We start from the raw sequence: 20859 nt of genomic DNA, 5'->3' as shown, positions 1-20859 counted from the left end.
CTGGTAGAAGGCGTAGGGCGAGGTCAGCTCGGGGTCGAGCCAGACGGCTCCGCCGGCGGTCTTGCCGAACTTGGTGCCGTCGGCCTTGGTGATGAGCGGGACGGTCAGGGCGTGGACGTGCCCGCCCTCGACGCGGCGGACGAGGTCGCAGCCTGCGGTGATGTTGCCCCACTGGTCGCTGCCGCCGATCTGCAGGGTGCAGCCGTGCCGCCGGTACAGCTCCAGGTAGTCGTTGGCCTGGAGGATCTGGTAGCTGAACTCGGTGTAGCTCAGCCCTTCGCCGGCGAGGCGGGCCGAGACGGACTCGCGGGCGAGCATGCGGTTCACCGGGAAGTGCTTGCCGACGTCGCGCAGGAAGTCGATCGCCGAGAGTCCCTGGGTCCAGTCGAGGTTGCTCACCAGGATGGAGTCGCCGGTGAGGTCGATGAACTTCTCGACCTGGACACGGATGCGCCGCACCCACTCGGCGACGACCTCGGTGGAGTTGAGGGCGCGTTCCTCGCTCTTGCCGCTGGGGTCGCCGATGAGCCCGGTGGCGCCGCCGACCAGGCCGATGGCGCGGTGTCCCGCCCGCTGGATGCGCGCGAGCGTGAGCAGCGGGACCAGGTTGCCGACGTGCAGGGACGGCGCGGTCGGGTCGAAGCCGCAATAGACCGTGATGGGACCTTCGGCCATCGCCGCGCGAAGGGCGTCGATGTCGGTGGACTGCGCGATCAGGCCGCGCCACGCAAGGTCGTCGAGGATGTCGGTCACGATCCCGGCTTTCGTCGTCGATGTGATAGGGAAGGCTTTCGCCTGGTTACAGCCTGCCCGATCATCTCACCACCGCGCCACTTGATAGCCGCGCCGTGACGAGGTCGCGGGGTCAGTTCGGGCGGGTCTTAGGGACGTGCTTGCGGTACGGGGAGACGGTGGGGTCGCCGTCGATCCAGAAGCGCCAGGGGGTGTCGGCGGCGCTGGAGACGCCGGTGCGCGGGCCGGAGCGGACGGCCGCGGGGCTCGGGGGGTCGCCCTCGAGCACGCGCAGCTCGCCGGGGACGCAGCAGTCGAGGCCGTTGTGCTCCCTGCCGATGCCGAGCGCGACGGCCAGCCGGGCGGGCCCCCGGGCGAGGTCGCGTTCGGCGGGCACGCGGCCGGGATGGGTGAGCGGGCCTGAGGTGGCGGGCCGGTGGCGGCGGGCGCGGGCGACGTCGGCGCCCTCGATGACCTCTCCGGCGCGGAGCAGCACGCCCGAGCCCATGCCCTCGGGCAGGCAGACGAGGTTGGCGCAGTAGTGCATGCCGTAGGTGAAGTAGACGTACAGGTGGCCGGGCGGGCCGAACATGACGGCGTTGCGGGGCGTGCGGCCGCGGTAGGTGTGGGAGGCCGGGTCGTGCCCCGGCGGGCCGTACGCCTCGACCTCGGTGAGGCGCACGGCGACCGGCCCGTGGACCAGGACGCGCCCGAGCAGGCCGGGGGCGACCACGTCCGAGGGCCGGTCGAAGAACTCCCTGCCTAGGAGCCGCTCGCCCACGCCGCCTGGCCGTCGACGATCTCGCGGAGGACGGCGAGCTGGTCGCGCACCCGGTCGGGCGCCGTGCCTCCGTGGGCCTTGCGCGAGGCCAGGGCGCCCTGGACGTTGAGGACGTCGAGGGGGCTGCCGCCCTCGCCGGTGGCCGCGGCGAAGTGGGGGGAGATCTTGGCCAGGTCGTCCTCGGTGAGCCTCTCGAAGGTGGTGTCGTTGACCTGGCACCAGACGACCAGGTGCCCGACGGCCTCGTGGGCGTCGCGGAAGGGCACCCCCTTGCGGACGAGGAGCTCGGCGAGGTCGGTGGCCAGCGCGAAGCCGTCGGGGGCCGAGGACTCCAGCCGGGCGGTGTTCACCCGCATGGTGGCGACCAGGCCGGACATCGCGGGCAGGACGAGCAGGAGCGTGTCGACGGTGTCGAAGATCGGCTCCTTGTCCTCCTGCAGGTCGCGGTTGTAGGTGAGCGGCAGGCCCTTGAGGACGGTGAGCAGGGACACCAGGTTGCCGATGAGCCTGCCGGACTTGCCGCGGGCCAGCTCGGCGACGTCGGGGTTCTTCTTCTGGGGCATGATCGACGAGCCGGTGGAGTAGGCGTCGTCCATCTCGATCCAGTGGAACTCCTGGGAGGCCCACAGGACGATCTCTTCGCCGAGCCGCGACAGGTGGACGCCGATCAGCGCCGCGCAGAACAGGAACTCGGCGGCGAAGTCGCGGTCGGCGACGGCGTCCATGGAGTTGGGCGCCGCGGCGGCGAAGCCGAGCTCCTCGGCGACGGCCTGCGGGTCCAGGGGCAGAGAGGACCCGGCCAGGGCGCCCGCGCCGAGGGGGGACACGGCCGCGCGGCGGTCCCAGTCGCGCAGCCGGTCGATGTCGCGGGAGATCGGGTGGACGTGCGCCAGGAGCTGGTGGCCGAAGGAGACCGGCTGGGCGTGCTGCAGGTGGGTCATGCCGGGCGCCGCGGTGGCGGCGTGCTCCTCGGCCTGGCTCATCAGCGCGGTCTCCAGCTCGACCAGCCGGGACACGATGTGGCGGACGTGGTCGCGCAGGTAGAGGCGCAGGTCGGTGGCGACCTGGTCGTTGCGGCTGCGGCCGGCGCGGAGCTTGCCGCCGAGCGAGCCGAGACGCTCCAGCAGCCCGCGCTCCAGCGCGGTGTGGACGTCCTCGTCGGCCACGGTCGGCCGGAAGGAGCCGGACCTGCACGCCTCCTCGAGATCCTCGAGGGCTCCGATCATGCGCGTCAGCTCGTCCTCGCTGAGCAGCCCCGCGCGGTGGAGCACCCGGGCGTGGGCCCGGGACGCCAGCAGATCGTACGGCGCGAGCCGCCAGTCGAACTGCACGCTGACCGACAATCGGGTCAGCGCGTCGGCCGGACCGCCTTCGAACCTGCCACCCCAGAGCCGCATGGGCTTACCACCCTCAGCCACCGTTTCCTCTTCTCTCGACTTCCCTGTCCGAACGCTCAATCCGCGACCCTAGCCCAAAACCGAGGTCGGCCGAGACGGCCGTCGCGCGCGGCGGCGATCTTGGAGGGCAGGCTCCAGAGCTGCACGAAGCCCTTCGCCAGGCACTGGTCGAAGGCGTCGCCGGTGTCGTAGGTGGCGAGCGAGAAGTCGTACAGCGACGTCTCGGAGCGCCGCCCGCTCACGACGGCCCGGCCGGCGTGCAGGGTCATGCGGATCTCGCCGGAGACATGGCGCCGGGCGGGGCGGTCGTCTCATGCGGTCTGGCCTCGTCGGTCCGTCAGGCGGACCAGTGATCCGGCGAGCGACTCGCCTCCCTGAGGGTCCCGGCTGATGACCAGGACCGTGTCGTCTCCCGCGACCGTGCCGAGGATGGACTGCCAGTCGGCGTGGTCGAGGGCGGAGGCCAGGAACTGCGCGGCGCCCGGTGGCGTGCGCACGATCACGAGGTTGGCCGAGGCCTCGGCCGAGACGAGGAGCTCTTCCGCCACGCGGCGCAGCCGGGCGGCGGGGGTCTCGCCAGTGCCGACGCGGGCCAGGGGGATGCGGCCGCCGCCCTCGCCCGGCAGGGCGTAGACCAGCGAGCCGTCGTCGGCGCGCAGCTTCATCGCGCCGAGTTCGTCGAGGTCGCGCGAGAGGGTGGCCTGGGTGACCTCGACGCCGCTCTCGGCGAGCAGCCGGGCCAGCTCGGGCTGGGACCTCACCTTGTGACGGGTGACCAGCTCGGCGATCTTGGCGTGCCTTCCGGCCTTGGTGAGCGGGACGGTCATCGGCCGACCAGCCATTGGAGCAGGGCCTTCTGCGCGTGCAGGCGGTTCTCGGCCTGGTCCCAGACGGCGCTGTGCGGACCGTCGAGGACCTCGGCGGTGATCTCCATGCCGCGGTAGGCGGGCAGGCAGTGCAGCACGACGGCGCCGGGCGCGGCCAGGGCGAGGGTCTCGGCGTTGAGCTGGTAGGGCATGAGGACGGCCACGCGTTCGTCCTTGCCGGCCTGGCCCATGGAGACCCAGGTGTCGGTGGCCAGGACGTGCGCGCCCGCGGCGGCGACGGCGGGGTCGGTCAGGACGGTGACCGAGCCGCCGGTGGTGGCCGCGATCTGGGCGGCGCGGTTGAGGATCAGCGTGTCGGGGTGGTGGGCGGGCGGGGCGGCGATCCGCACGTGCATGCCGGCGGTGGCGCCGCCCAGCAGGTAGGAGTGGGCCATGTTGTTGGCGCCGTCGCCCAGGTAGGTGAGGACGTGCCCGGCCGTGCCGCCGAGGCGCTCGCGCACGGTGAGCAGGTCGGCGAGGATCTGGCAGGGGTGGAACTCGTCGGTGAGCGCGTTGACCACCGGCACCGTGGAGGCCGAGGCCATGGCGTCGATGCGCTCCTGGCCGAAGGTGCGCCAGACGATGGCGGCGACCTGGCGGGACAGCACGCGCGCGGTGTCCTCGACGGGCTCGCCGCGGCCGAGCTGGGAGCCCGCCGCGTCGATGATCAGCGGGTGGCCGCCGAGCTCGGCGACGCCGACCGCGAAGGAGACCCGGGTGCGGGTGGAGTGCTTGTCGAAGAGCACCGCGACGGTCTTGGGGCCGGCGAGCGGGCGGTGGCCGTGGCGGTCCTTCTTGAGGGCCTCGGCGAGGTCGAGGACCTCGGCCTGCTCGGCGGGCGTGAGGTCGTCGTCGCGCAGGAAGTGCCGCGGGGTGTCGTGGGTCATCCGGACGCCTCCGTCAGGATCGCGGGCAGGGCCTCGACGAAGGAGTCGGCCTGCTCGGCGGTGATCACCAGGGGCGGGGCGATGCGGATGGCGTCCGGCTGGACGGCGTTGACCAGGAAGCCGGCGCGCTGGGCGGCGGCCTGGACGGCCGGGGCGGCGTCGGAGGTGAGCACGGCGGCCAGCCACAGGCCCCGGCCGCGGACGCGGGCGAGCAGCGGGTGGCCGACGGTGTCGATGCCGGCAGCGAGGCGGGCGCCGATGGTGCGGACGTGGTCGAGCAGGTCGTCGCGCTCGATGGTGTCGAGGACGGCGAGGGCGGCGGCGCTGGAGACGGGGTTGCCGCCGAAGGTGGAGCCGTGGTCGCCCTTGGCGAAGATCGTGCCTGCGTCGCCGAAGCCGACGCAGGCGCCGATCGGCAGGCCGCCGCCGAGGCCCTTGGCGAGGGTGAGGACGTCGGGGATGATGCCGTCGTGCTGGTGGGCGAACCAGTGGCCGGTGCGGCCGATCGCGGACTGGATCTCGTCCAGGACGAGCAGCGCGCCGGTGGCGTCGCAGACCTCGCGGGCGGCGGCGAAGTAGCCGGCGGGCGGGGGGACGACGCCGGCCTCGCCCTGAGTCGGCTCGAGGAACACGGCGGCGCAGTCCTCGGTGACGGCCTGCTTGAGCGCGTCGGGGTCGCCGTAGGGGACGAAGCGGATGTCGAGCGGGAAGGGCCCGAACTGGTCGCGGATGGACGGCTTGCCGGTCAGCGACAGCGCGCCGAGCGTGCGGCCGTGGAAGCCGTTCTCGGCGGCGACGAAGTACGTCCTGCCGGTGGTCTTGCCGTGCCGGATGGCGAGCTTGAGCGCGCACTCGTTGGCCTCGGCGCCGGAGTTGGCCATGAAGACGCGGGCCGGGGCCTTCAGCAGGCCGAGGAGGCGCTCGGCGAGCAGGACCTCGGGCTCGTTGACGAACAGGTTGGAGGTGTGGGCGATGGCGCCGACCTGGCGGGTGACGGCCTCGACCAGCGCGGGGTGCGCGTGGCCGAGGGAGCTGACCGCGATGCCCGCGATGAGGTCGAGGTAGCGGGCGCCGTCGGCGTCCCACACGTGGCAGCCCTCGCCGCGCACCGGCACCACGGGCGGCACGCCGTAGGTGGGCATGAACGACGCCTCGAAGCGCTGCTGGAGCGAGCCCGCGCTCGCGCCCTGGCCGGTCATGACCGGGCCTCCGGCGACACCATGGTTCCGATCCCCTCGTCCGTGAAGATTTCGAGCAGCACCGAGTGTGGCACCCTGCCGTCCAGGACGTGCGCCTGCGGCACGCCGCCGGTGACGGCGGTCAGGCACGCCTCCATCTTGGGCGCCATGCCGCTGGACAGGCTCGGCAGCAGCGCCTTCAGCTCGGGTGCGGTGATGTGGCTGATGACCTTGGCGGCGGCGCCGCCGTCGCCCGAGGCGGGCCAGTCGGCGTACAGACCCTCGACGTCGGTGAGCACGACGAGCTTCTCCGCCTCCAGCGCGACCGCGAGGGCCGCGGCGGCGGTGTCGGCGTTGACGTTGTAGACCTCGCCGTCCTCGCCGCGGGCGATGGAGGACACGACCGGGATGCGGCCGTCGTCCAGCAGGGCGCGCACGGCCCCGGCCTCCACCTTGACGATGTCGCCGACCTGGCCGATGTCCACTTTACGGCCATCGACCTGCGCGTGCTTGCGCACGGCGGTCAGCAGGTGGGCGTCCTCGCCCGACATGCCGACGGCGAAGGGGCCGTGCCGGTTGATCAGGCCGACGACGTCGCGGTTGACCTGGCCGACCAGCACCATGCGCACCACCTGCATGGCCTCGGGCGTGGTGACGCGCAGCCCCGCGGTGAAGCTGCTCTCGATGCCGAGGCGGTCCAGGTGGGCGTTGATCTGGGGCCCTCCGCCGTGCACGACGACGGGCTTGAGGCCGGCGTGCAGGAGGAAGACCATGTCGTCGGCGAACGCCCGGCGCAGGGACTCGTCGGTCATGGCGTTGCCGCCGTACTTGACGACGACCGTGCGGCCGCGGAAGCGCTCCAGCCACGGCAGGGCCTCGATGAGGACGGCCGCCTTGGCGTGCGGCGCGCGCAGGGGGCCGGTCCCGGTGGTCTCGCCGGGGGCGCTCATGTCGAGTACGCCGAGTTCTCGTGGACGTACTCCGCGGTGAGGTCGGTGGTGTGGACGGTCGCGGAGTGCGGTCCCGCGGACAGATCGATGGTGATCGTGACGTCGCGGGGCCGCAGGTCGACCTTGGCGCGGTCGTCTCCGGCCGCGCCGCCGCGGCAGATCCAGATGCCGTTGATCGCGACGTTGACGCGGTCGGGCTCGAAGGCGGCCCCGGTGGTGCCCACCGCCGACAGGACGCGGCCCCAGTTCGGGTCCTCGCCGTGGATGGCGCACTTGAGGAGGTTGGACCTGGCGACGGCGCGGCCGACCTCGACGGCGTCGGCCTCGGAGGCGGAGCCGACGACCTCGATGGCGATGGCCTTGGTGGCGCCCTCGGCGTCGACCAGAAGCTGGCGCGCCAGGTCGGCGCAGACCTCGGTGACCTTCCGCTCCAGCTCGCCGGGGGCGGGCGTGACGCCGGAGGCCCCGCTGGCGAGCAGGAGGACGGTGTCGTTGGTGGACATGCAGCCGTCGGTGTCCAGGCGGTCGAAGGTGACGGACACGGCGGCGCGCAGCACCCGGTCCAGCTCGGCGGCGGGCACGTCGGCGTCGGTGGTGATCACGCAGAGCATGGTGGCCATGCCGGGGGCGAGCATGCCGGCGCCCTTGGCCATGCCGCCCACCATGTACCCCTCTCCCCTGCGGAAGGAGATCTTGGTGACGGTGTCGGTGGTGCGGATGGCGTCGGCGGCGGCCAGGCCGCCGTCCCGGGAGAGCTGGCCCGCCGCGGCCTCGACGCCCGGCAGCAGCAGGTCCATCGGCAGGCGCTCGCCGATCAGCCCCGTGGAGCAGACGGCGACCTCGCCGGCGGAGTCGCCGAGCAGCTCGGCGACCTTCTCGGCGGTGGCGTGGGTGTCCTGGAAGCCGGCCGGGCCGGTGCAGGCGTTGGCGCCGCCGGAGTTGAGGACGACGGCCCTGACCCTGCCGCCGGTGAGGACCTGCCGGCTCCACAGGACGGGCGCGGCCTGGACGCGGTTGCGGGTGAAGACGCCGGCGGCGGCGCGCGAGGGGCCGTCGTTGACGACGAGGGCGATGTCGCGGGCGCCGCGCTGCTTGAGCCCGGCGGTGACGCCGGCGGCGCGGAAGCCGAGGGGGGCGGTGACGCTCACGCGTGCCCCCCGAAGGTGGGTCCTGGCGTGGTGGGCTCGCTCATGGTGCGACTCCGTTGAGGGGAAGGCCGAGTTCTTCCGCGAGGCCGAGGGCGATGTTGGTGCTCTGGATCGCCCCGCCCGCGGTGCCCTTGGTGAGGTTGTCGATGGCGATGACGGCGACGACGCGGCCCGCCCGCTCGTCGAGGGTCACCTGGAGCGCGGCGGTGTTGGAGCCGAGGGTCATGGAGGTGGCGGGCCAGACGCCCTCGGGCAGCAGGCGCAGGAACGGCTCGTGTTCGACCGCCGCGGCGTACGCCTCGCGCAGCGCCGCGGCGGTCAGGCCGGGAGCGGCGGGCGCGGTGCAGGTGGCGAGGATGCCGCGGCTCATCGGGGCCAGGACCGGGGTGAAGGACACCGTGACCGGCCGGCCGGCGACCCTCGAGAGGTTCTGCTCCATCTCGGGGGTGTGGCGGTGGGTGCCGCCGACGCCGTAGGCGGTGGCCGAGCCCATGACCTCGCTGCCGAGAAGGTGCGGCTTGGGGGACCTGCCCGCGCCGGATGCGCCGCTGGCGGCGACCACGACGACGTCGGGCTCGGCCAGGCCCGCGGCGAAGGCGGGGAACAGGGCCAGGGTGACCGAGGTCGGGTAGCAGCCGGGGACGGCCACGCGGCGGGCGCCCTTGAGCAGGTCGCGCTGGCCGGGCAGCTCGGGGAGGCCGTACGGCCAGGTCCCGGCGTGGGGGCCGCCGTAGAAGTGCTCCCAGGCGGCGGCGTCCTGGAGGCGGAAGTCGGCGCCGCAGTCGACGACGAGCGTGTCGTCGCCGAGGATCTCGGCGACGGCGGCGGAGTGGCCGTGGGGCAGCGCGAGGTAGACGACGTCGTGGCCGGCGAGGGCCTCGGGGGTGGTGTCGAGCAGCACGCGGCCGGCCAGCGAGGGCAGGTGCGGCTGGTGGGCGCCGAGCGGGTCGCCGGCGCTGGAGCCGGCCGTGAGGGCGCCGATCTCGATGGCGGGGTGGTCGAGGAGCAGGCGCAGCAGCTCGCCTCCCGCGTAGCCGCTGGCTCCGGCGATCGCCGCCTTCATCCGCTCCCCCTTTTTTGCATATTCATGCACTGCCCCTCATGAACCTGCCTGGGAGAGAGTATGCATCGCTCAGCATCATTATGCAAGACTTCCTCCGGCCGCGCGGCCCCTGTTCGCCGTACTTACCGGTCGGTATCGTCGGGGAAAGGCACTCGCACTACTCCTCGGGAGTCACGGCGCATGACTGTCACGCACGAGCAGGCCCTGGCACGGCTGACCGGTCCCGGACAGCTCTTCGAGATGGAGGAGATCGAGGCCGGCGGGGCGCGCGTGCGGACGTGGCGGCACGCCCCGCTCACGTTCCGGGCCCTGCTGGAGAACAGCCGCCTCCACGGCGAGAAGGTCTTCGTCGTCTACGAGGACGAGCGCCTCACCTTCGAGGAGCACTACCGGCGGGCGGCCACGCTGGCGCACCGGCTCGCCGGGGAGTACGGCGTGAGCAAGGGCGACCGCGTCGCGATCGCCATGCGCAACTACCCCGAGTGGATCATCGCCTTCTCGGCCGTGCTCGCCGCCGGGGCGATCGCGGTGCCGCTGAACGCCTGGTGGACGGCGCAGGAGCTGGAGTACGGCGTGACGGACTCCGGGGCGCGGCTGGTCATCACCGACGGCGAGCGGGCCGCGCGGCTGGCGGCGACGGGCGTCCCGATGATCGTCGCCCGGCTCTCCGGCGAGCCGCCCGCGGGGGCGCGGGAGTTCTCCGAGGTGCTCGGCGAGGTGCGCGCCGGCGTGACCCTCCCCGCGGTCGACCTGGAGCCCGAGGACCCGGCCACGATCTTCTACACCTCCGGCACGACCGGGCTGCCCAAGGGCGCGCTCGGCAGCCACCGCAACCTCGGCCAGTCGCCGATGAGCGTGGCGTACGCGCTGCTGCGCAGCGTCGTCCTGGCGGGCAAGGACCCCTCCTCGGCCGCCGCCACGCGCCGGATAACCCTGCTCACCGTGCCGCTCTTCCACGCGACCGGGTGCTTCGCGGTGCTGACGCCGACCCTGTTCACCGGAGGCGGGCTCGTGCTGATGTACAAGTGGGATCCCGGGGAGGCCCTCGCCCTCATCGAGCGCGAGAAGGTCACGATCATGACGGGTGTGCCCACCAACACCTGGCAGCTCCTGTCCCACCCCGACCTGGATAAGTACGACATATCCAGCCTTGGCGGGGTGAGCTACGGAGGCGCACCCGCCCCGCCCAAGCTGCTGGAGCGCATCGGCGACCGGCTGCCCCGGCGGCAGGCGTCCAACGGGTACGGCATGACCGAGACCACCGCGCTCGCCATCTACAACAGCGGCCCCGCCTACCTGGCCAGGCCGGACAGCATCGGCCTGCCGCTCGCGGTGTGCGACGTGCGCGTCTGCGGGCCGCTCGGCGACGAGGTGCCCACCGGCGAGGTCGGCGAGCTGTGCCTGCGCGGGCCGAACGTCATCGCCGGGTACTGGAACAGGCCGGAGGCCACCGCGGAGACCTTCGCCGCGGGCTGGCTGCACACCGGCGACCTGGCCAGGGTCGACGAGGAGGGGTACGTCTACATCGTCGACCGCGCCAAGGACATGGTCATCCGCGGCGGCGAGAACGTGTACTGCGCGGAGGTCGAGGCGGCCCTGTTCGAGCACCCCGACGTGGACGACGCCGCCGTGATCGGCATCCCCGACGAGGAACTCGGCGAGCAGGTCGGGGCGGTCGTGCGGCTGCGGCACGGGGCCACGGCGACCGCCGATGAGCTGTCGGGCTTCCTCGGCGGGACGCTGGCGCCGTTCAAGATCCCCGTCCGGTACTGGTTCCGCGAGGCCGAACTGCCCCGCAACCCGGGTGGCAAGATCCTCAAGACGCTGCTGCGCAAGGAGACGCTGGGATTGTGAGGCGGCGCGCCGGGCGGGGAAAACCTGTTGCCCGCGGCGCGGCGCGCCCTCCACACTGCCGCCTGTGTCCGACGGTCCTTCCCGATCCCTGAGAACGCTGCTGGCGCGGCTGCGTCTCGACGTGAGCCCCCTGCGGGAGTCCCGAGACTTCCGGCTGCTGCTCGGCTCCAGCATGATCTCCATGTTCGGCAGCGTGCTCACCATGGTCGCCGTGCCGTACCAGATGAAGCAGCTCACCGGCTCCTACGTCGCGGTCGGCCTGGTCAGCCTGGCGGAGTTCGTGCCCATGGTGGTGTGCGGGCTGTGGGGAGGCGCGATCGCCGACGCGCTGGACCGGCGCAAGATCGTCATCTGGGCCGAGGCGGGCCTGTGCGTCACCTCGCTCCTGCTGGTGGCCAACGCCGTGCTGCTCCCCCGCGCCGCGCAGATCCCGGTCCTGTACGTGGTGGCCGCGCTGGCCGCCGGGCTCAGCAGCCTGCGGCAGCCGAGCGAACAGGCGATCATCAACCGGGTGCTCAAGCTGGACCAGATGGGCGCCGCGTTCGCGATCCAGTCCCTGGCCCGCAACGCCGGCATGATCGTGGGCCCGGCGGTCGGCGGCGTCGTGGTCGTCGCCCTCGGCCCGGCCGTCTCCTACGGCGTGGACGTGGTCACCTTCGTGCTGTCGCTGGTGCTGCTCGTCCGCGTGCGGCCCGTCCCGCTGATCCGCGAGGACGGCACCGCCTCGCTGCGCTCCCTCGTCGAAGGTGTGCGCTACGCCGTCCGCCGGCCCGACCTCATGGGCACCTACCTGGTCGACATCGCCGCCATGGTGTTCGCCTTCTCCAACGCCCTCTACCCCTTCCTCGCCGACGAGCTGCGCGCGCCCGCCGCGCTCGGCGTGCTGTACGCGGCGGGCGGCGTCGGCTCGGTGATCGCCTCGCTCACCTCAGGCTGGACGTCCCACATCCACCGCCACGGCCGCGCGGTGATCGTCGCGGCGGCGCTGTGGGGAGCCGGGGTGGTCCTGGCGTCGATCATGCCCAACATCTGGCTGATGGCGGCGTTCCTCGCGCTGGCCGGGGGCGCCGACATGATCAGCGGCGTGTTCCGCGGCACGATCTGGAACCAGACCATCCCCGACGAGTACCGCGGCCGGCTCGCCGGCATCGAACTGCTGTCGTACTCCACCGGCCCGATGCTCGGCGACGCGCGGGCGGGCCTCCTCGCCCAGGCCGGCGGCGCCCGCTTCTCCCTGGGCGTCGGCGGCCTGCTGTGCATGGGCGCGGTCGCCGCGATGGCCGCCGCCCTCCCCCGCTTCCGCACCTACGACGCCCGCACCGACGAACACGCCCTCGCCGAACGCGCCCGCCGCGAGGCCGCCGCGGCCTCGTGACTCAGCGCACGGTGAACGTGATCGTCGTGCGGCGGGCGAGGGGGGCCGCGGTTCCGGTGACGACCACGGTGAACGTGCCGCGGGGGGTCGACGAGGTGGTGCGTACGGTCAGGCGGGAGGTGCCGGGGGCGGTGACCGGGTTCGGGGCGAAGGTCGCCGTGGTGCCCGCGGGCAGGCCGGTCGCCGAAAGGGAGATGCTCGGGGCGGAGCCGGAGGTGAGCGCGACCGAGACGATGCTGCTCGCCGAGCCGCCGCGGGGGGCCGACAGGGTGGCGGGCGTGGCCGCGAGGGTGAAGTCGCCGGTGGCGGCCACCAGGGTGACCTGCCGGGAGTGGGTCGCGCTTCCGGAGGTGCCGGTGATCGTCAAGGGATAGGCGCCGGGGGGTGTCTCCGGGGGGACGGTCACCGTGAGCCGGGATTCGCCCGTGCCCGTGACGCTCGGGGGCGTCCAGGCGGCGGTCGTCCCGGCGGGCAGGCCCGTCGCCGACAGGGTCACCTCGTCGGTGGAACCGTTCATCGCCGCGACGACGGCCGTGTAGGAGGCGCTCCCGCCCACCTGGGCGGTCGCGGACGCGGGGGTGGCGGCCAGCGTGAAACCGGGCGCGGAGGCGAGCCATCGATAGGAGGCGAGGACGTCCAGCCTGCCACTTCCGTAATCGTCGTCGAAGCCCGCGCCGCCGAGGTCGGCCGCGCCCGCGCGCAGCGCCGCCGCCTGGCGGTCGGCGTCCAGGTCGGGGTAGGCGCTGAGCAGCAGGGCCAGGGCGCCCGACACGTGCGGCGCGGACAGAGAGGTGCCCGAGGCGACGGTGTAGAGGCCGTAGAGGTCGGTGGTCCTGACGTCCACCCCCGGCGCGGTCAGGGCCGGGGCCATCGCGCCGGGGCAGGCGGAGGGCCCGCGGCCGCTGGACGGGTCCAGCGCGTCGGCCGTGTCGGTGGCGCCGACGGCGAACGCCTCGGGGTCGCCGGCGGGCGCGCGCACCGAGCCGGGCTCGGGGCCGGAGTTGCCCGCCGCGAACACCGGGAGCACTCCGGCCGCGCGGAGGGCGCGCAGGTCGAGCTGGAAGTCAAGGGAGCATCCGGTCGTCGCGCCGGTCCAGGAGTTGTTCACGACGTCGGCCCCGTCGGGGGTGGCGGGGTCGCCGTCCGGGTCCAGCGCCCACTGCAGGGCCAGGTGGATGCCGGTGGCGGTGGCCACGCCCCGGTCGTTGAAGATCTTCGCGGCGATCCAGCGGGCGTCCGGCGCCATGCCCACGGCGGTGCCGCCCGCGTCGCCGCCGACCATGACGCCCATGGTGGCGGTGCCGTGGCCGTTCACGTCCACGGGCGTGGACGGGTGCTCGCCGTTCGGGTCGTACCAGCTCTGGGCGCCGCCTCGGAAGCGGCCGGCCAGGTCGGGGTGGGTGGAGTCCACGCCGGTGTCCAGGGCGGCCACGACCACGCCCTGCCCCCGGTACCCGAGGTCCCACAGGCCGGGGGCTCCGACCCGGGCGACGCCGGGTTCGGCGGGGGCGGCGGACCGGGCGAGCGCCGGAGCCGCGATCGTCAGGTCCGGCCGGATCTCGCGCACCTCGGGACGCGCGGCCAGCTCCGCCAGGACCCGCCGGGTGGCGGTCACCGCGACGCCGTTCACGATCCATAGCGGGGTGATGGCGGAGACCAGGCCCTCGGAGCGGCGGGCGCGGAGCAGCGCCAGCAGGTCCTTCTGCCCGGCCGCGGCCCTGGCCCGCAGCCCGTGTTCCACGGCGGCCCTGCGCCCGTGCCGTCCGGGTGTGCCGCGGGTGAGGGAGGCAGGGTCCGCCTGGTCCTTGAGCACGACGATCACCGGGGTCTTGGGGGCCGCCTCGACGGCCGCCGCGGGGAGGGCGGGCGCGGTCGCGAGCAGGACGAGGAAGGCGATGGCGAGCGGGCGTCTCATCCGACGGTCCAGACCATGGGGACTTCCAGGCGGGCGCCCGCGCGGTGGACCACGATGGTCAGCCGTACCGGGCCGAGCAGGTTCAGGGCGGCGGTGCCGAAGTAACGGCCGGGGTCCGTCGGACGGAGCACGGTGCCGCCCGAGGGGAGCTCCAGCGCGACGCCGTCGATGGGCGCGGGCGCGGGGCGGCGCGAGCTGGTGGCGGTGACGGTGAAACCGTTGACGCCCGCCCGGTTGGGGGTCACCGAAAGGCCCACGACCAGGTCGTCCACGGTCACGGTCGCGCTACGGGTGCGCGCCGCCACGGGAACCGGGGGCCGCCGCGAGGGGCTGGTCTCGGCGAGGGTTCCCGCGGCCAGCAGCAGCACGGCCCCCGCCACGGCTTCGGCGGCCACCCACCGCCCGCGCGTCCGCGCGCCAAGGACGTCCGCCGACGTCCCCTCGTGGGACGGAAGGGCGTCTCCCCGTCTCCGTTCGCGGGAGCGGAAGGGGGTCGCCTCGGGGGTCGCCTTGCGTCCGTGCCCGCGAGAGCCGAGCACGCCCGAGTACCCCGGCTTCCGGGAGTGAAGGGTGCCCGCCAGGGCGAACACGGCCTTGGCGGCCACCCGGCTTCCGCGAGGGCGGACCGCGTCCAGGGGCCGGGGTTCGCGGGAGCGGAGGGCGCCGGTCAGGCCGAGGGCGGCCACCACGATGACGATCGCGCCCTTCACCAGCAGTGTCCTGCCGTACGGCGAGGTCAGGGGGGCGGCGGAGGGGGCCAGCTGGAGCAGGGCGTGCAGGAGGCCCGTGAGCCCGGCCAGGACGGCGCCCGCCAGGGCGAGACGGGTGAGGGGGGCACGGTAGGCGCGGACCAGCGGGCGGCCGTCCCCCGGGCTCGCCGCGAACAGGACGGCGAGCGCGGTGACCGTGCCCAGCCAGAGCAGGGCGGTCAGAATGTGGACGGCGTCTGCGGCGACCGCCGGAGCGCCGAGAGCGGCGGCGTGCCCGGCCCATGCCTCGGCCGTCACCACGACGCCCGTCGCCGGTACGGCGAGCACGGCCCCGGCCACCGGCCACCTCACGAGCAACGGCTCCCTGGCTGCCACCTGCGGCCCTCCCCCGGCCAAGCCGCCCACGGCCCCGTCACCAGGCATCCCCGCCACAGGGACCTGCGCCACCGAGACCGCTGCCGAACTCTCCCCGTAGCCCGCCGCCGGGGAGGTGTCGCGTTCGGGAGCGGTGGTGAGGATGGCGAGACGTTCCTGGATGGTGGAGGTGGTGACGGCGGATGGAAGCCCGGATGCGGTAGAGGGTCGGGAAGGGGCCGGGTGGAGGGTGGCCGTGGTTCGCAGGGATCTGGCGTGGTGGGAGGTCGCGCGGCGGAGGGCCAGGGCGTAGGCGGCGAGGATGGCCAGAGCCGTGGTGCGGGCGAGCCATAGTCGTTCCCACTGGGGGGCGGGGGGTTTTCCGGCGAGTTCGGCGAGGCCGGCGGCGACGGCGAGGGCGGCGCAGGCGGCGGCGAACGTGACCAGGCGGTGCCGGGCCGCGGCGACCCGCAGGGGCGGTACCGGCGGGCGGACCCGGCGGAGGACGAACCCGGCCGTGGACAGGCCGCCGGCCAACCCGGCGAGCAGGCACAGGCGCGCCCAGCGCAGCGCCACGTCGAAGGGCCGGGGGCCGGAGGACGGCGACGAGGCGGACGCCAGGGCCGACGGGGGCGCCGATCCCACGGTGAAGAGCAGGACGCCGTCGGTCGTGTGCGCGTCGTCCTCGGAGACGACGCGCCAGGCGATGCCGTAGGCGCCCACGGCCAGGCGGGGAAGCTCGACGGTGAGGCGGTCGCCGGTGGCGACGGTCCTCGCGCCGGGAAGGACACGGCCCGAGCCGTCCAGGAGCCGCGCCGAACTGAGCCGCGGCGCGACACGCTCACTGAACGCCAGGACGGCGGCACGCGGCGCCTCGGGGAGGGCCGCCCCGGCGATCGGGTCGGACTCGACCAGCTCGGCGTGCGCCCGCGCCGGCGACGCCCACAACACCACGGCCAACCCCGCTACCAGCCCTGCCATCAAAACGGCGCGGACACGCTCCACGATGCCTCGCGCTTGTCCGCGTCGGGGCGTGGATTCGAGCGTTCGGGGTGGGTCGGGTGGAGTGTGGCGCGGGCCGCTTGGGTGGGGGTTGTCACGAGACGGGGACATGGGGGACCTGGGTGGCGCCGAGGAGGACGGTGACCTTGGTGCCACGGCGGATCCAGTTGCCGGGGTTGATGAAGACCAGGTAGTAGGTGACGGCGGCCTTGTAGGGGCCGGTGTGGGAGTGGCCCATGTAGAGGTCCTTGACGATCACGCCGGACGTCTCGTCGACGAGGATGGGCGGGGTGGCGGCGTCGTGCAGGGCCTGGGCCTTCGCGGGGTCGAGGACCTGGAAGCGCAGGTCGACCAGTCCCCCGCCGCCGCTCACCGCCACCCGGACGAGCCGGACTCCCGCCCGGCCGGGCAGGTCGTCCGCCGCGACGGAGGGGCGCCGCAGCGCGGTCCTGGCGTCGACGGCCAGGACGCCGGGACGCCGCGAGGTCTGGCCGGTGAGGGCGGGGGCGGTGGCAAGGGCGTCGGCGGAGGCAGGACCGGCCGTTCCGGGCGGGGGTCCGAGAGGGGTCGCTCCTGCCGCCACGGTGAGGACGATGGCGAGCAGGGCCAGCCGCCACGTGCGCCCGGTCCTCCCCCGCTCGGGCGCGTGCCCGGTCATCCCCCGGCCCGGTGCAGGGCTCTCCTGAGGTGGCGGGGTCACGGGATCTGGAGGAAGGTCAGCATGGTCTTGTGGAGTTGGCGGTTGTAGAGGGGGAAGCGGGTGCCCGAGGCGGGGACGGTGACCACGGCGTCCTCGGTGCCGCCGGCCGGGATGGTCTCGGCGGTGGCGTCGAAGGGGGCGGCGAGTGGGCGGGCGTCTCGGGCGATCACCCGTTCGTAGGCGCCGAGCAGCCGCATCGTCGTGTTGTCGAAGCCCGCGTTGAGGTAGCGCAGCAGCACCTTGGTCCCCGGCGCCACGCCGTGCACGGGGTCGGTGTCGGGGTACGCCTTGCCGTTGACGAGCCAGAACTTGGGCGCGTACCGGTAGAGGTCGGCGGACAGCGGCGCGGCGTTGAAGGCCGGGTCGATGGCGGACAGCACCAGGGGCGCCTCGCGGTCGTAGGCGGTGGAGGCCGGCTCGTAGGCACGGCCCGCCACCGCGGGGCGGACGATGAGCGCGCCGTACAGTCCCATCGGGAGCTGCCGTTCGGTCCCCTGGTAGAGGTAGGTGCCGGGCGCGGACGCGGTGAAGGTGGCGGTGGCCGTGCCGTCCGGCGGGGCGGTGACGCGTGCGCCCTGGCCGAACGAGACCCCTGGGATCTCCAGGGACACCGGGGTGTCCAGGGTGTTGCGCAGGACGACCGAGACCTGGTCGCCCTGTCCGGCCGTGAGGACCGGGCCGGGCACCGAGGGTGTGACGCCCGCGCACGAGCCGCCGGAGCCGGCCCGGGCGAAGCCCCAGACGTTCACGGTGACCGGGCCGGGGAGCGTGAGGGTGCCCGCGGCGGCGCAGAGGTCGATCGCGACGTCGGCCGCGTGGGCGGGCGAGGCCGGGACGGTCAGGCCCGCCGCGACCAGGATGGGCACCAGGACCCGCCGCATCACGGTCCTCATGACGGGGCGCGACCGACCTTGGCGGAGGAGGCCCGCGCGGAGCCGGACCGCACGCGCTGTCGCGCTTGTGGCGTGGCGTCGGTCGTCGGTGGGCCACACGCGAGATCGGGGAGCACGCATTCTTGTCCTCATGGCGCGTCGTAGATCAGCTTGGGGAGGGCGTCCCGCTTGGGCGTGGGTTGTGCGCGTGTTGGGACTCATGGCGCGTCGTAGGTGAGTTTGAGCAGGTTGCCCTGCGTCACGAAGGGGGTGGCGGCGCCGGTGGTGAGGACGCGGACGCGGACCTTGCCGGCGTTGGCGCCTGTTCCGATGTAGGGGGACTCGGGGGCCGGGACGGTTCTGGTCAGGGTGGTGTCGGTGGTGCCGATCGTGGCGGCGGGGCCGAGTTGGGTCCATGTGCCGGTGGACCACTTCCAGATCCACAGCGTGGTGGGGAGCGCGGCGATCGAGTCGCGGCCGGTGTAGGTGACGGTGAGCGCGGTGGACCCGGCGGGCACGCCGGCGAAACCGCCGTACCAGTCGGTGGTCCTGGCGCCGGTGGTGGTGGAGCCGACCCGGTAGTAGGAGGCGTCGGCGGCGGCGAGCGCGGCGACGTTGCCGGAGTCCAGGACGCCGGCCGTGACGGCGGCGGAGCCCGCGGCGGCGGCGCACCCGCCGGGCGGGTCCACCCGTAGCAGGGTGGCCATGCCGCCGAAGCCCGCGTCGTAGTTGGTGAACTCGTTGAGCGCGTGGCTGTGCCAGGGGAAGTACCACTCGCCGCAGATGTTCTGCGAGGTGGTGCCCACGGGCAGGGTGCCCTTGGCGCCGAGGTAGGCGCCGCCGCTGGACCAGGTGTCGCCGCCCTTGAAGTCCAGGTTGCGGTAGTCGGGGGCGGCCACGGAGGACGGCAGGGGGTTGCTCCCGGCGTCCCAGGAGTCCTGGTCGGTCCAGGAGAACAGGTAGTCCTCGGTCTGGCCGGTGCCGATGGTGGCGGCGAAGTGGTCGCCGGAGGCGTCGCCGCCGGCCGGGGTCCGCAGCGGCCTGCCGTCCTGGGCGATCTCCTTGATGTGGTTGCCGTGCGGGTGGAAGGGGTGGTTGAGCGTGCCGACGTTGGCCATCCGGATCAGCGCGGGCAGCGGGTTGCCGGTCGCGTCGTAGGGTTTGACGCGGACGAGCGCGCCGTACGGCTGCGCGGGCAGCCAGGAGACGCCGTTGTCCTGGAGGGTGTCGGGGAACTGCCGCCCGTTGATGGCGAAGTACCGGCTGCGCAGCGTCCCGAAGTCGTAGGGGGCGCCGGTCTCCACGGCGTGGTGCAGGTCGGGGTCGATGTCGCTGAGCAGCAGCAGGTACTCGCGGCGGGGGTCGAACCGCGTCGCCGCGTCGTAGGCGTAGTCGGGGTGCCCGGCCGGACGGACGACGAGCGCGCCGTAGAGGCCCATCTCGACCTGCTTGGCGGGGTCGGTGCCGCTCTCGTAGACGTAGGTCCCGGGCTCGCCGGCGGTGAAGGTGTAGGTGGCCTGGCCGCCGGGGGGAGCCTCGTCGGCGAGCAGTCCGGGGCTGCCGCTTCCCTGGATCCCGGTCTGGCCGGGGAAGACGATCGAGACGGGCTCGGTGAGGTCGTTGCGCAGGCGGACCGTGACCGTCGCGCCCTGCTCGACGCAGAGCACGGGGCCGGGGCTCTGGAAGGCGCCGCCGGTGGGGGCGTAGCTCCACATCAGGACGCTGTTGCCGTCCGGGGTCTCGGCGTAGCCGCGGGTCGCCGTCAGGTCGAAGTCGGGGCCGTCTGCGCAGACCATCCCCTGGCGCGGCGGCGCCGGGGCCTGGGCCTCGGCGCTGGGCGCGAACGCGACCAGCAGGGCGGCGGCCACGACCGCCGCCCTGCGCAGGTGCCTACGCATAGGTCTCCCCCACCACGGTCTGCGCGGGCAGCGGCGATCCCTGGTACACCCTGACCTCCGTCACCATGCCGCCGAGTCCCGGAGCGCCGCGGTTGGTCAGGCGCCGGAAGTCCCGGTTCTTGAACAGATAGGTGTTGTACGCTCCCCGGGCGTCGGAGGCGACCGGCGCGGAGGGGTTGAACGGCGGGGCGGTGAACAGCACGTCGCGCGCCTCGCCGGGGCCCATGTAGAGGGTGTTGGTGACGTACGGCGCCTTGCGGAGCGTGGCGTCCTCGCCGACGACCTTCAGCGGGATCCCCGGGAGCTGCATCGCGTGCTGCAGGTATCCGAGGTTGGCGAGCCGCAGCAGCACCCGGTCGCCGGGGTTGGCCTGGATCAGCGACGAGACCGGCTGGTAGGGCAGCGAGGGGTCGCCCGCAGGAAGGACGGTCTGCGGGTAGACCCGGCCGTTCATCGTGAAGTACTGGGGGTCGTAGTCGGTGAAGATGAACTCCTGGATCAGCTCGTCGGCGTCGTGCTCGCGCTCCTCGATCTCGTTGAGCAGGATCGCGAAGTGCCGGTCGTAGGCGGTGGAGCCGTCGCCGTCGTTGTAGGCGTAGGACGTGGTCCGGTGCAGCGGGTCCGGGGCCGGGTCGCCGTCCTGGGCGGGCCGGACGTAGACGATGCCGGTCATGCCCATCTGCACGTGCTCGACGTCCTCGAAGTGGCAGTGGTACATGTACGTGCCCGGGTCGTGCGGGCGGTAGTAGTAGGTGAACCGGCGGTGGATCGGCACGCCGACCGACACCTCGGGCACGCCGTCGAACAGCGCGGTGGGGGTGCGGAAGCCGTGCCAGTGGATGGTGTGGGAGTCGACGAGGTCGGGACGGCCGACCAGCCCGAGGTTGGTGAGGGTGATGTAGACGTCGTCGCCCTGTTTGACGTCCAGGACGGGCGAGACATGCCGCGCCTTGCCCTTGTAGGTGGCGACCAGGTCGTTGACGGACATGGTCGCCGGCACCGCGACGAACCCGAACACGTACAGCGGGGCCCGGCCGGGGAGGATGATGTGGCCGTCGGTCCCGGCGAGGGAGATCGTGGTCTGCCCGGCGGCCTGGGCGGTGCCGGTGAGGGCCCGCCCTCCGACGAGCAGGCCGCCCGTGAGGGCTCCCGCCTTGAGAAGGTCCCTTCGTCTCAT

General features: G+C 73.6%; 17 protein-coding genes and 1 pseudogene (1 of these 18 running past the window's edge). 2 read left to right on the top strand and 16 right to left on the bottom strand.

From position 1 onward, the window contains the following. From tyrS to argC, 10 genes and pseudogenes are all read right to left on the bottom strand, one after another. A protein-coding gene (gene tyrS / locus BJ981_RS33135; RefSeq protein WP_184617299.1) for a tyrosine--tRNA ligase crosses the window boundary here: on the bottom strand, window positions 1-753 show its 5' portion. The gene continues 510 nt to the left of window position 1, outside the view; only the first 753 of its 1263 coding nucleotides appear in the window; it begins with the start codon at window positions 751-753; its stop codon lies beyond the left edge, outside the window. Between the two features lie 112 nt (window positions 754-865). Beyond that, window positions 866-1513: a DNA-3-methyladenine glycosylase gene (locus BJ981_RS33130; protein ID WP_184617298.1), complete on the bottom strand. Its 648-nt coding sequence runs from the start codon at window positions 1511-1513 to the stop codon at window positions 866-868. Continuing rightward, window positions 1495-2910: an argininosuccinate lyase gene (argH, locus tag BJ981_RS33125; protein ID WP_184617297.1), complete on the bottom strand. Its 1416-nt coding sequence runs from the start codon at window positions 2908-2910 to the stop codon at window positions 1495-1497. The genes BJ981_RS33130 and argH overlap by 19 nt, the downstream gene beginning before the upstream one ends. A 56-nt stretch (window positions 2911-2966) precedes the next feature. Then, window positions 2967-3209: pseudogene (locus BJ981_RS33120) on the bottom strand (hypothetical protein); the annotation flags it as partial. A gap of 12 nt (window positions 3210-3221) precedes the next feature. Then, window positions 3222-3737: an arginine repressor gene (locus BJ981_RS33115; RefSeq protein ID WP_184617296.1), complete on the bottom strand. Its 516-nt coding sequence runs from the start codon at window positions 3735-3737 to the stop codon at window positions 3222-3224. Next, window positions 3734-4663, bottom strand: coding sequence for an ornithine carbamoyltransferase (gene argF / locus BJ981_RS33110; protein ID WP_184617295.1), 930 nt, complete (start codon window positions 4661-4663; stop codon window positions 3734-3736). The genes BJ981_RS33115 and argF overlap by 4 nt, the downstream gene beginning before the upstream one ends. After that, window positions 4660-5862 (bottom strand): acetylornithine transaminase, encoded by a 1203-nt coding sequence (locus BJ981_RS33105; protein WP_184617294.1) that lies wholly within the window; start codon window positions 5860-5862, stop codon window positions 4660-4662. The genes argF and BJ981_RS33105 overlap by 4 nt, the downstream gene beginning before the upstream one ends. Beyond that, on the bottom strand, window positions 5859-6791 hold the full coding sequence (argB, locus tag BJ981_RS33100; RefSeq protein ID WP_184617293.1) for an acetylglutamate kinase: 933 nt from the start codon (window positions 6789-6791) through the stop codon (window positions 5859-5861). The genes BJ981_RS33105 and argB overlap by 4 nt, the downstream gene beginning before the upstream one ends. Next, window positions 6788-7939, bottom strand: a complete 1152-nt coding sequence (gene argJ / locus BJ981_RS33095; RefSeq protein ID WP_184617292.1) for a bifunctional glutamate N-acetyltransferase/amino-acid acetyltransferase ArgJ — start codon at window positions 7937-7939, stop codon at window positions 6788-6790. The genes argB and argJ overlap by 4 nt, the downstream gene beginning before the upstream one ends. Before the next feature lie 40 nt (window positions 7940-7979). Continuing rightward, window positions 7980-9002: an N-acetyl-gamma-glutamyl-phosphate reductase gene (gene argC, locus BJ981_RS33090; RefSeq protein WP_184617291.1), complete on the bottom strand. Its 1023-nt coding sequence runs from the start codon at window positions 9000-9002 to the stop codon at window positions 7980-7982. Between the two features lie 180 nt (window positions 9003-9182). Between argC and BJ981_RS33085 the strand changes: the two genes are divergently transcribed. Together BJ981_RS33085 and BJ981_RS33080 are read left to right on the top strand one after the other, a co-directional pair. Next, a complete protein-coding gene (locus tag BJ981_RS33085; protein WP_184617290.1) occupies window positions 9183-10856 on the top strand; it encodes a class I adenylate-forming enzyme family protein in 1674 nt (557 codons plus the stop codon). A gap of 64 nt (window positions 10857-10920) precedes the next feature. Beyond that, window positions 10921-12231, top strand: coding sequence for an MFS transporter (locus BJ981_RS33080; RefSeq protein WP_239139600.1), 1311 nt, complete (start codon window positions 10921-10923; stop codon window positions 12229-12231). Window position 12232: 1 nt separating this feature from the next. On the opposite strand, the gene BJ981_RS33075 is transcribed toward BJ981_RS33080, so the two are convergent. The 6 genes from BJ981_RS33075 to BJ981_RS33050 form a co-directional block, all read right to left on the bottom strand. Beyond that, window positions 12233-14146, bottom strand: a complete 1914-nt coding sequence (locus tag BJ981_RS33075) for a S8 family serine peptidase (RefSeq protein WP_184617289.1) — start codon at window positions 14144-14146, stop codon at window positions 12233-12235. Continuing rightward, window positions 14143-16191, bottom strand: coding sequence for a copper resistance CopC/CopD family protein (locus tag BJ981_RS33070; protein WP_184617288.1), 2049 nt, complete (start codon window positions 16189-16191; stop codon window positions 14143-14145). Before BJ981_RS33070 ends, BJ981_RS33075 begins: the two co-directional genes overlap by 4 nt. A gap of 115 nt (window positions 16192-16306) precedes the next feature. After that, window positions 16307-16870 carry a hypothetical protein gene (locus tag BJ981_RS33065; protein ID WP_184617287.1) on the bottom strand — a complete coding sequence of 188 codons (564 nt, stop codon included), beginning with the start codon at window positions 16868-16870 and terminating at the stop codon, window positions 16307-16309. 38 nt (window positions 16871-16908) lie between these two features. Further along, the gene (locus BJ981_RS33060; RefSeq protein ID WP_184617286.1) at window positions 16909-17805 is read right to left on the bottom strand and encodes a multicopper oxidase domain-containing protein; all 897 of its coding nucleotides are present in this window, start codon (window positions 17803-17805) and stop codon (window positions 16909-16911) included. 197 nt (window positions 17806-18002) lie between these two features. Next, the gene (locus BJ981_RS33055; RefSeq protein WP_184617285.1) at window positions 18003-19682 is read right to left on the bottom strand and encodes a multicopper oxidase domain-containing protein; all 1680 of its coding nucleotides are present in this window, start codon (window positions 19680-19682) and stop codon (window positions 18003-18005) included. Continuing rightward, window positions 19675-20859, bottom strand: coding sequence for a multicopper oxidase domain-containing protein (locus BJ981_RS33050; protein WP_184617284.1), 1185 nt, complete (start codon window positions 20857-20859; stop codon window positions 19675-19677). The genes BJ981_RS33055 and BJ981_RS33050 overlap by 8 nt, the downstream gene beginning before the upstream one ends.

The organism is Sphaerisporangium krabiense, from assembly GCF_014200435.1.
GTDB classification, from domain to species: domain Bacteria; phylum Actinomycetota; class Actinomycetes; order Streptosporangiales; family Streptosporangiaceae; genus Sphaerisporangium; species Sphaerisporangium krabiense.
Note: the sequence above shows the minus strand (reverse complement) of the source record. Positions and strands in the feature narration are given on the sequence as shown.

Coding starts and splice junctions, on each gene's coding strand:
- argB (WP_184617293.1), bottom strand. CDS start 6,791: ATGAGCGCCCCCGGCGAGACCACCGGGACCGGCCCCCTGCGCGCGCCG.
- argH (WP_184617297.1), bottom strand. CDS start 2,910: ATGCGGCTCTGGGGTGGCAGGTTCGAAGGCGGTCCGGCCGACGCGCTG.
- BJ981_RS33070 (WP_184617288.1), bottom strand. CDS start 16,191: ATGGCAGGGCTGGTAGCGGGGTTGGCCGTGGTGTTGTGGGCGTCGCCG.
- BJ981_RS33115 (WP_184617296.1), bottom strand. CDS start 3,737: ATGACCGTCCCGCTCACCAAGGCCGGAAGGCACGCCAAGATCGCCGAG.
- BJ981_RS33055 (WP_184617285.1), bottom strand. CDS start 19,682: ATGCGTAGGCACCTGCGCAGGGCGGCGGTCGTGGCCGCCGCCCTGCTG.
- BJ981_RS33060 (WP_184617286.1), bottom strand. CDS start 17,805: ATGAGGACCGTGATGCGGCGGGTCCTGGTGCCCATCCTGGTCGCGGCG.
- BJ981_RS33065 (WP_184617287.1), bottom strand. CDS start 16,870: ATGACCGGGCACGCGCCCGAGCGGGGGAGGACCGGGCGCACGTGGCGG.
- BJ981_RS33105 (WP_184617294.1), bottom strand. CDS start 5,862: ATGACCGGCCAGGGCGCGAGCGCGGGCTCGCTCCAGCAGCGCTTCGAG.
- argF (WP_184617295.1), bottom strand. CDS start 4,663: ATGACCCACGACACCCCGCGGCACTTCCTGCGCGACGACGACCTCACG.
- argC (WP_184617291.1), bottom strand. CDS start 9,002: ATGAAGGCGGCGATCGCCGGAGCCAGCGGCTACGCGGGAGGCGAGCTG.
- BJ981_RS33085 (WP_184617290.1), top strand. CDS start 9,183: ATGACTGTCACGCACGAGCAGGCCCTGGCACGGCTGACCGGTCCCGGA.
- BJ981_RS33075 (WP_184617289.1), bottom strand. CDS start 14,146: ATGAGACGCCCGCTCGCCATCGCCTTCCTCGTCCTGCTCGCGACCGCG.
- BJ981_RS33050 (WP_184617284.1), bottom strand. CDS start 20,859: ATGAGACGAAGGGACCTTCTCAAGGCGGGAGCCCTCACGGGCGGCCTG.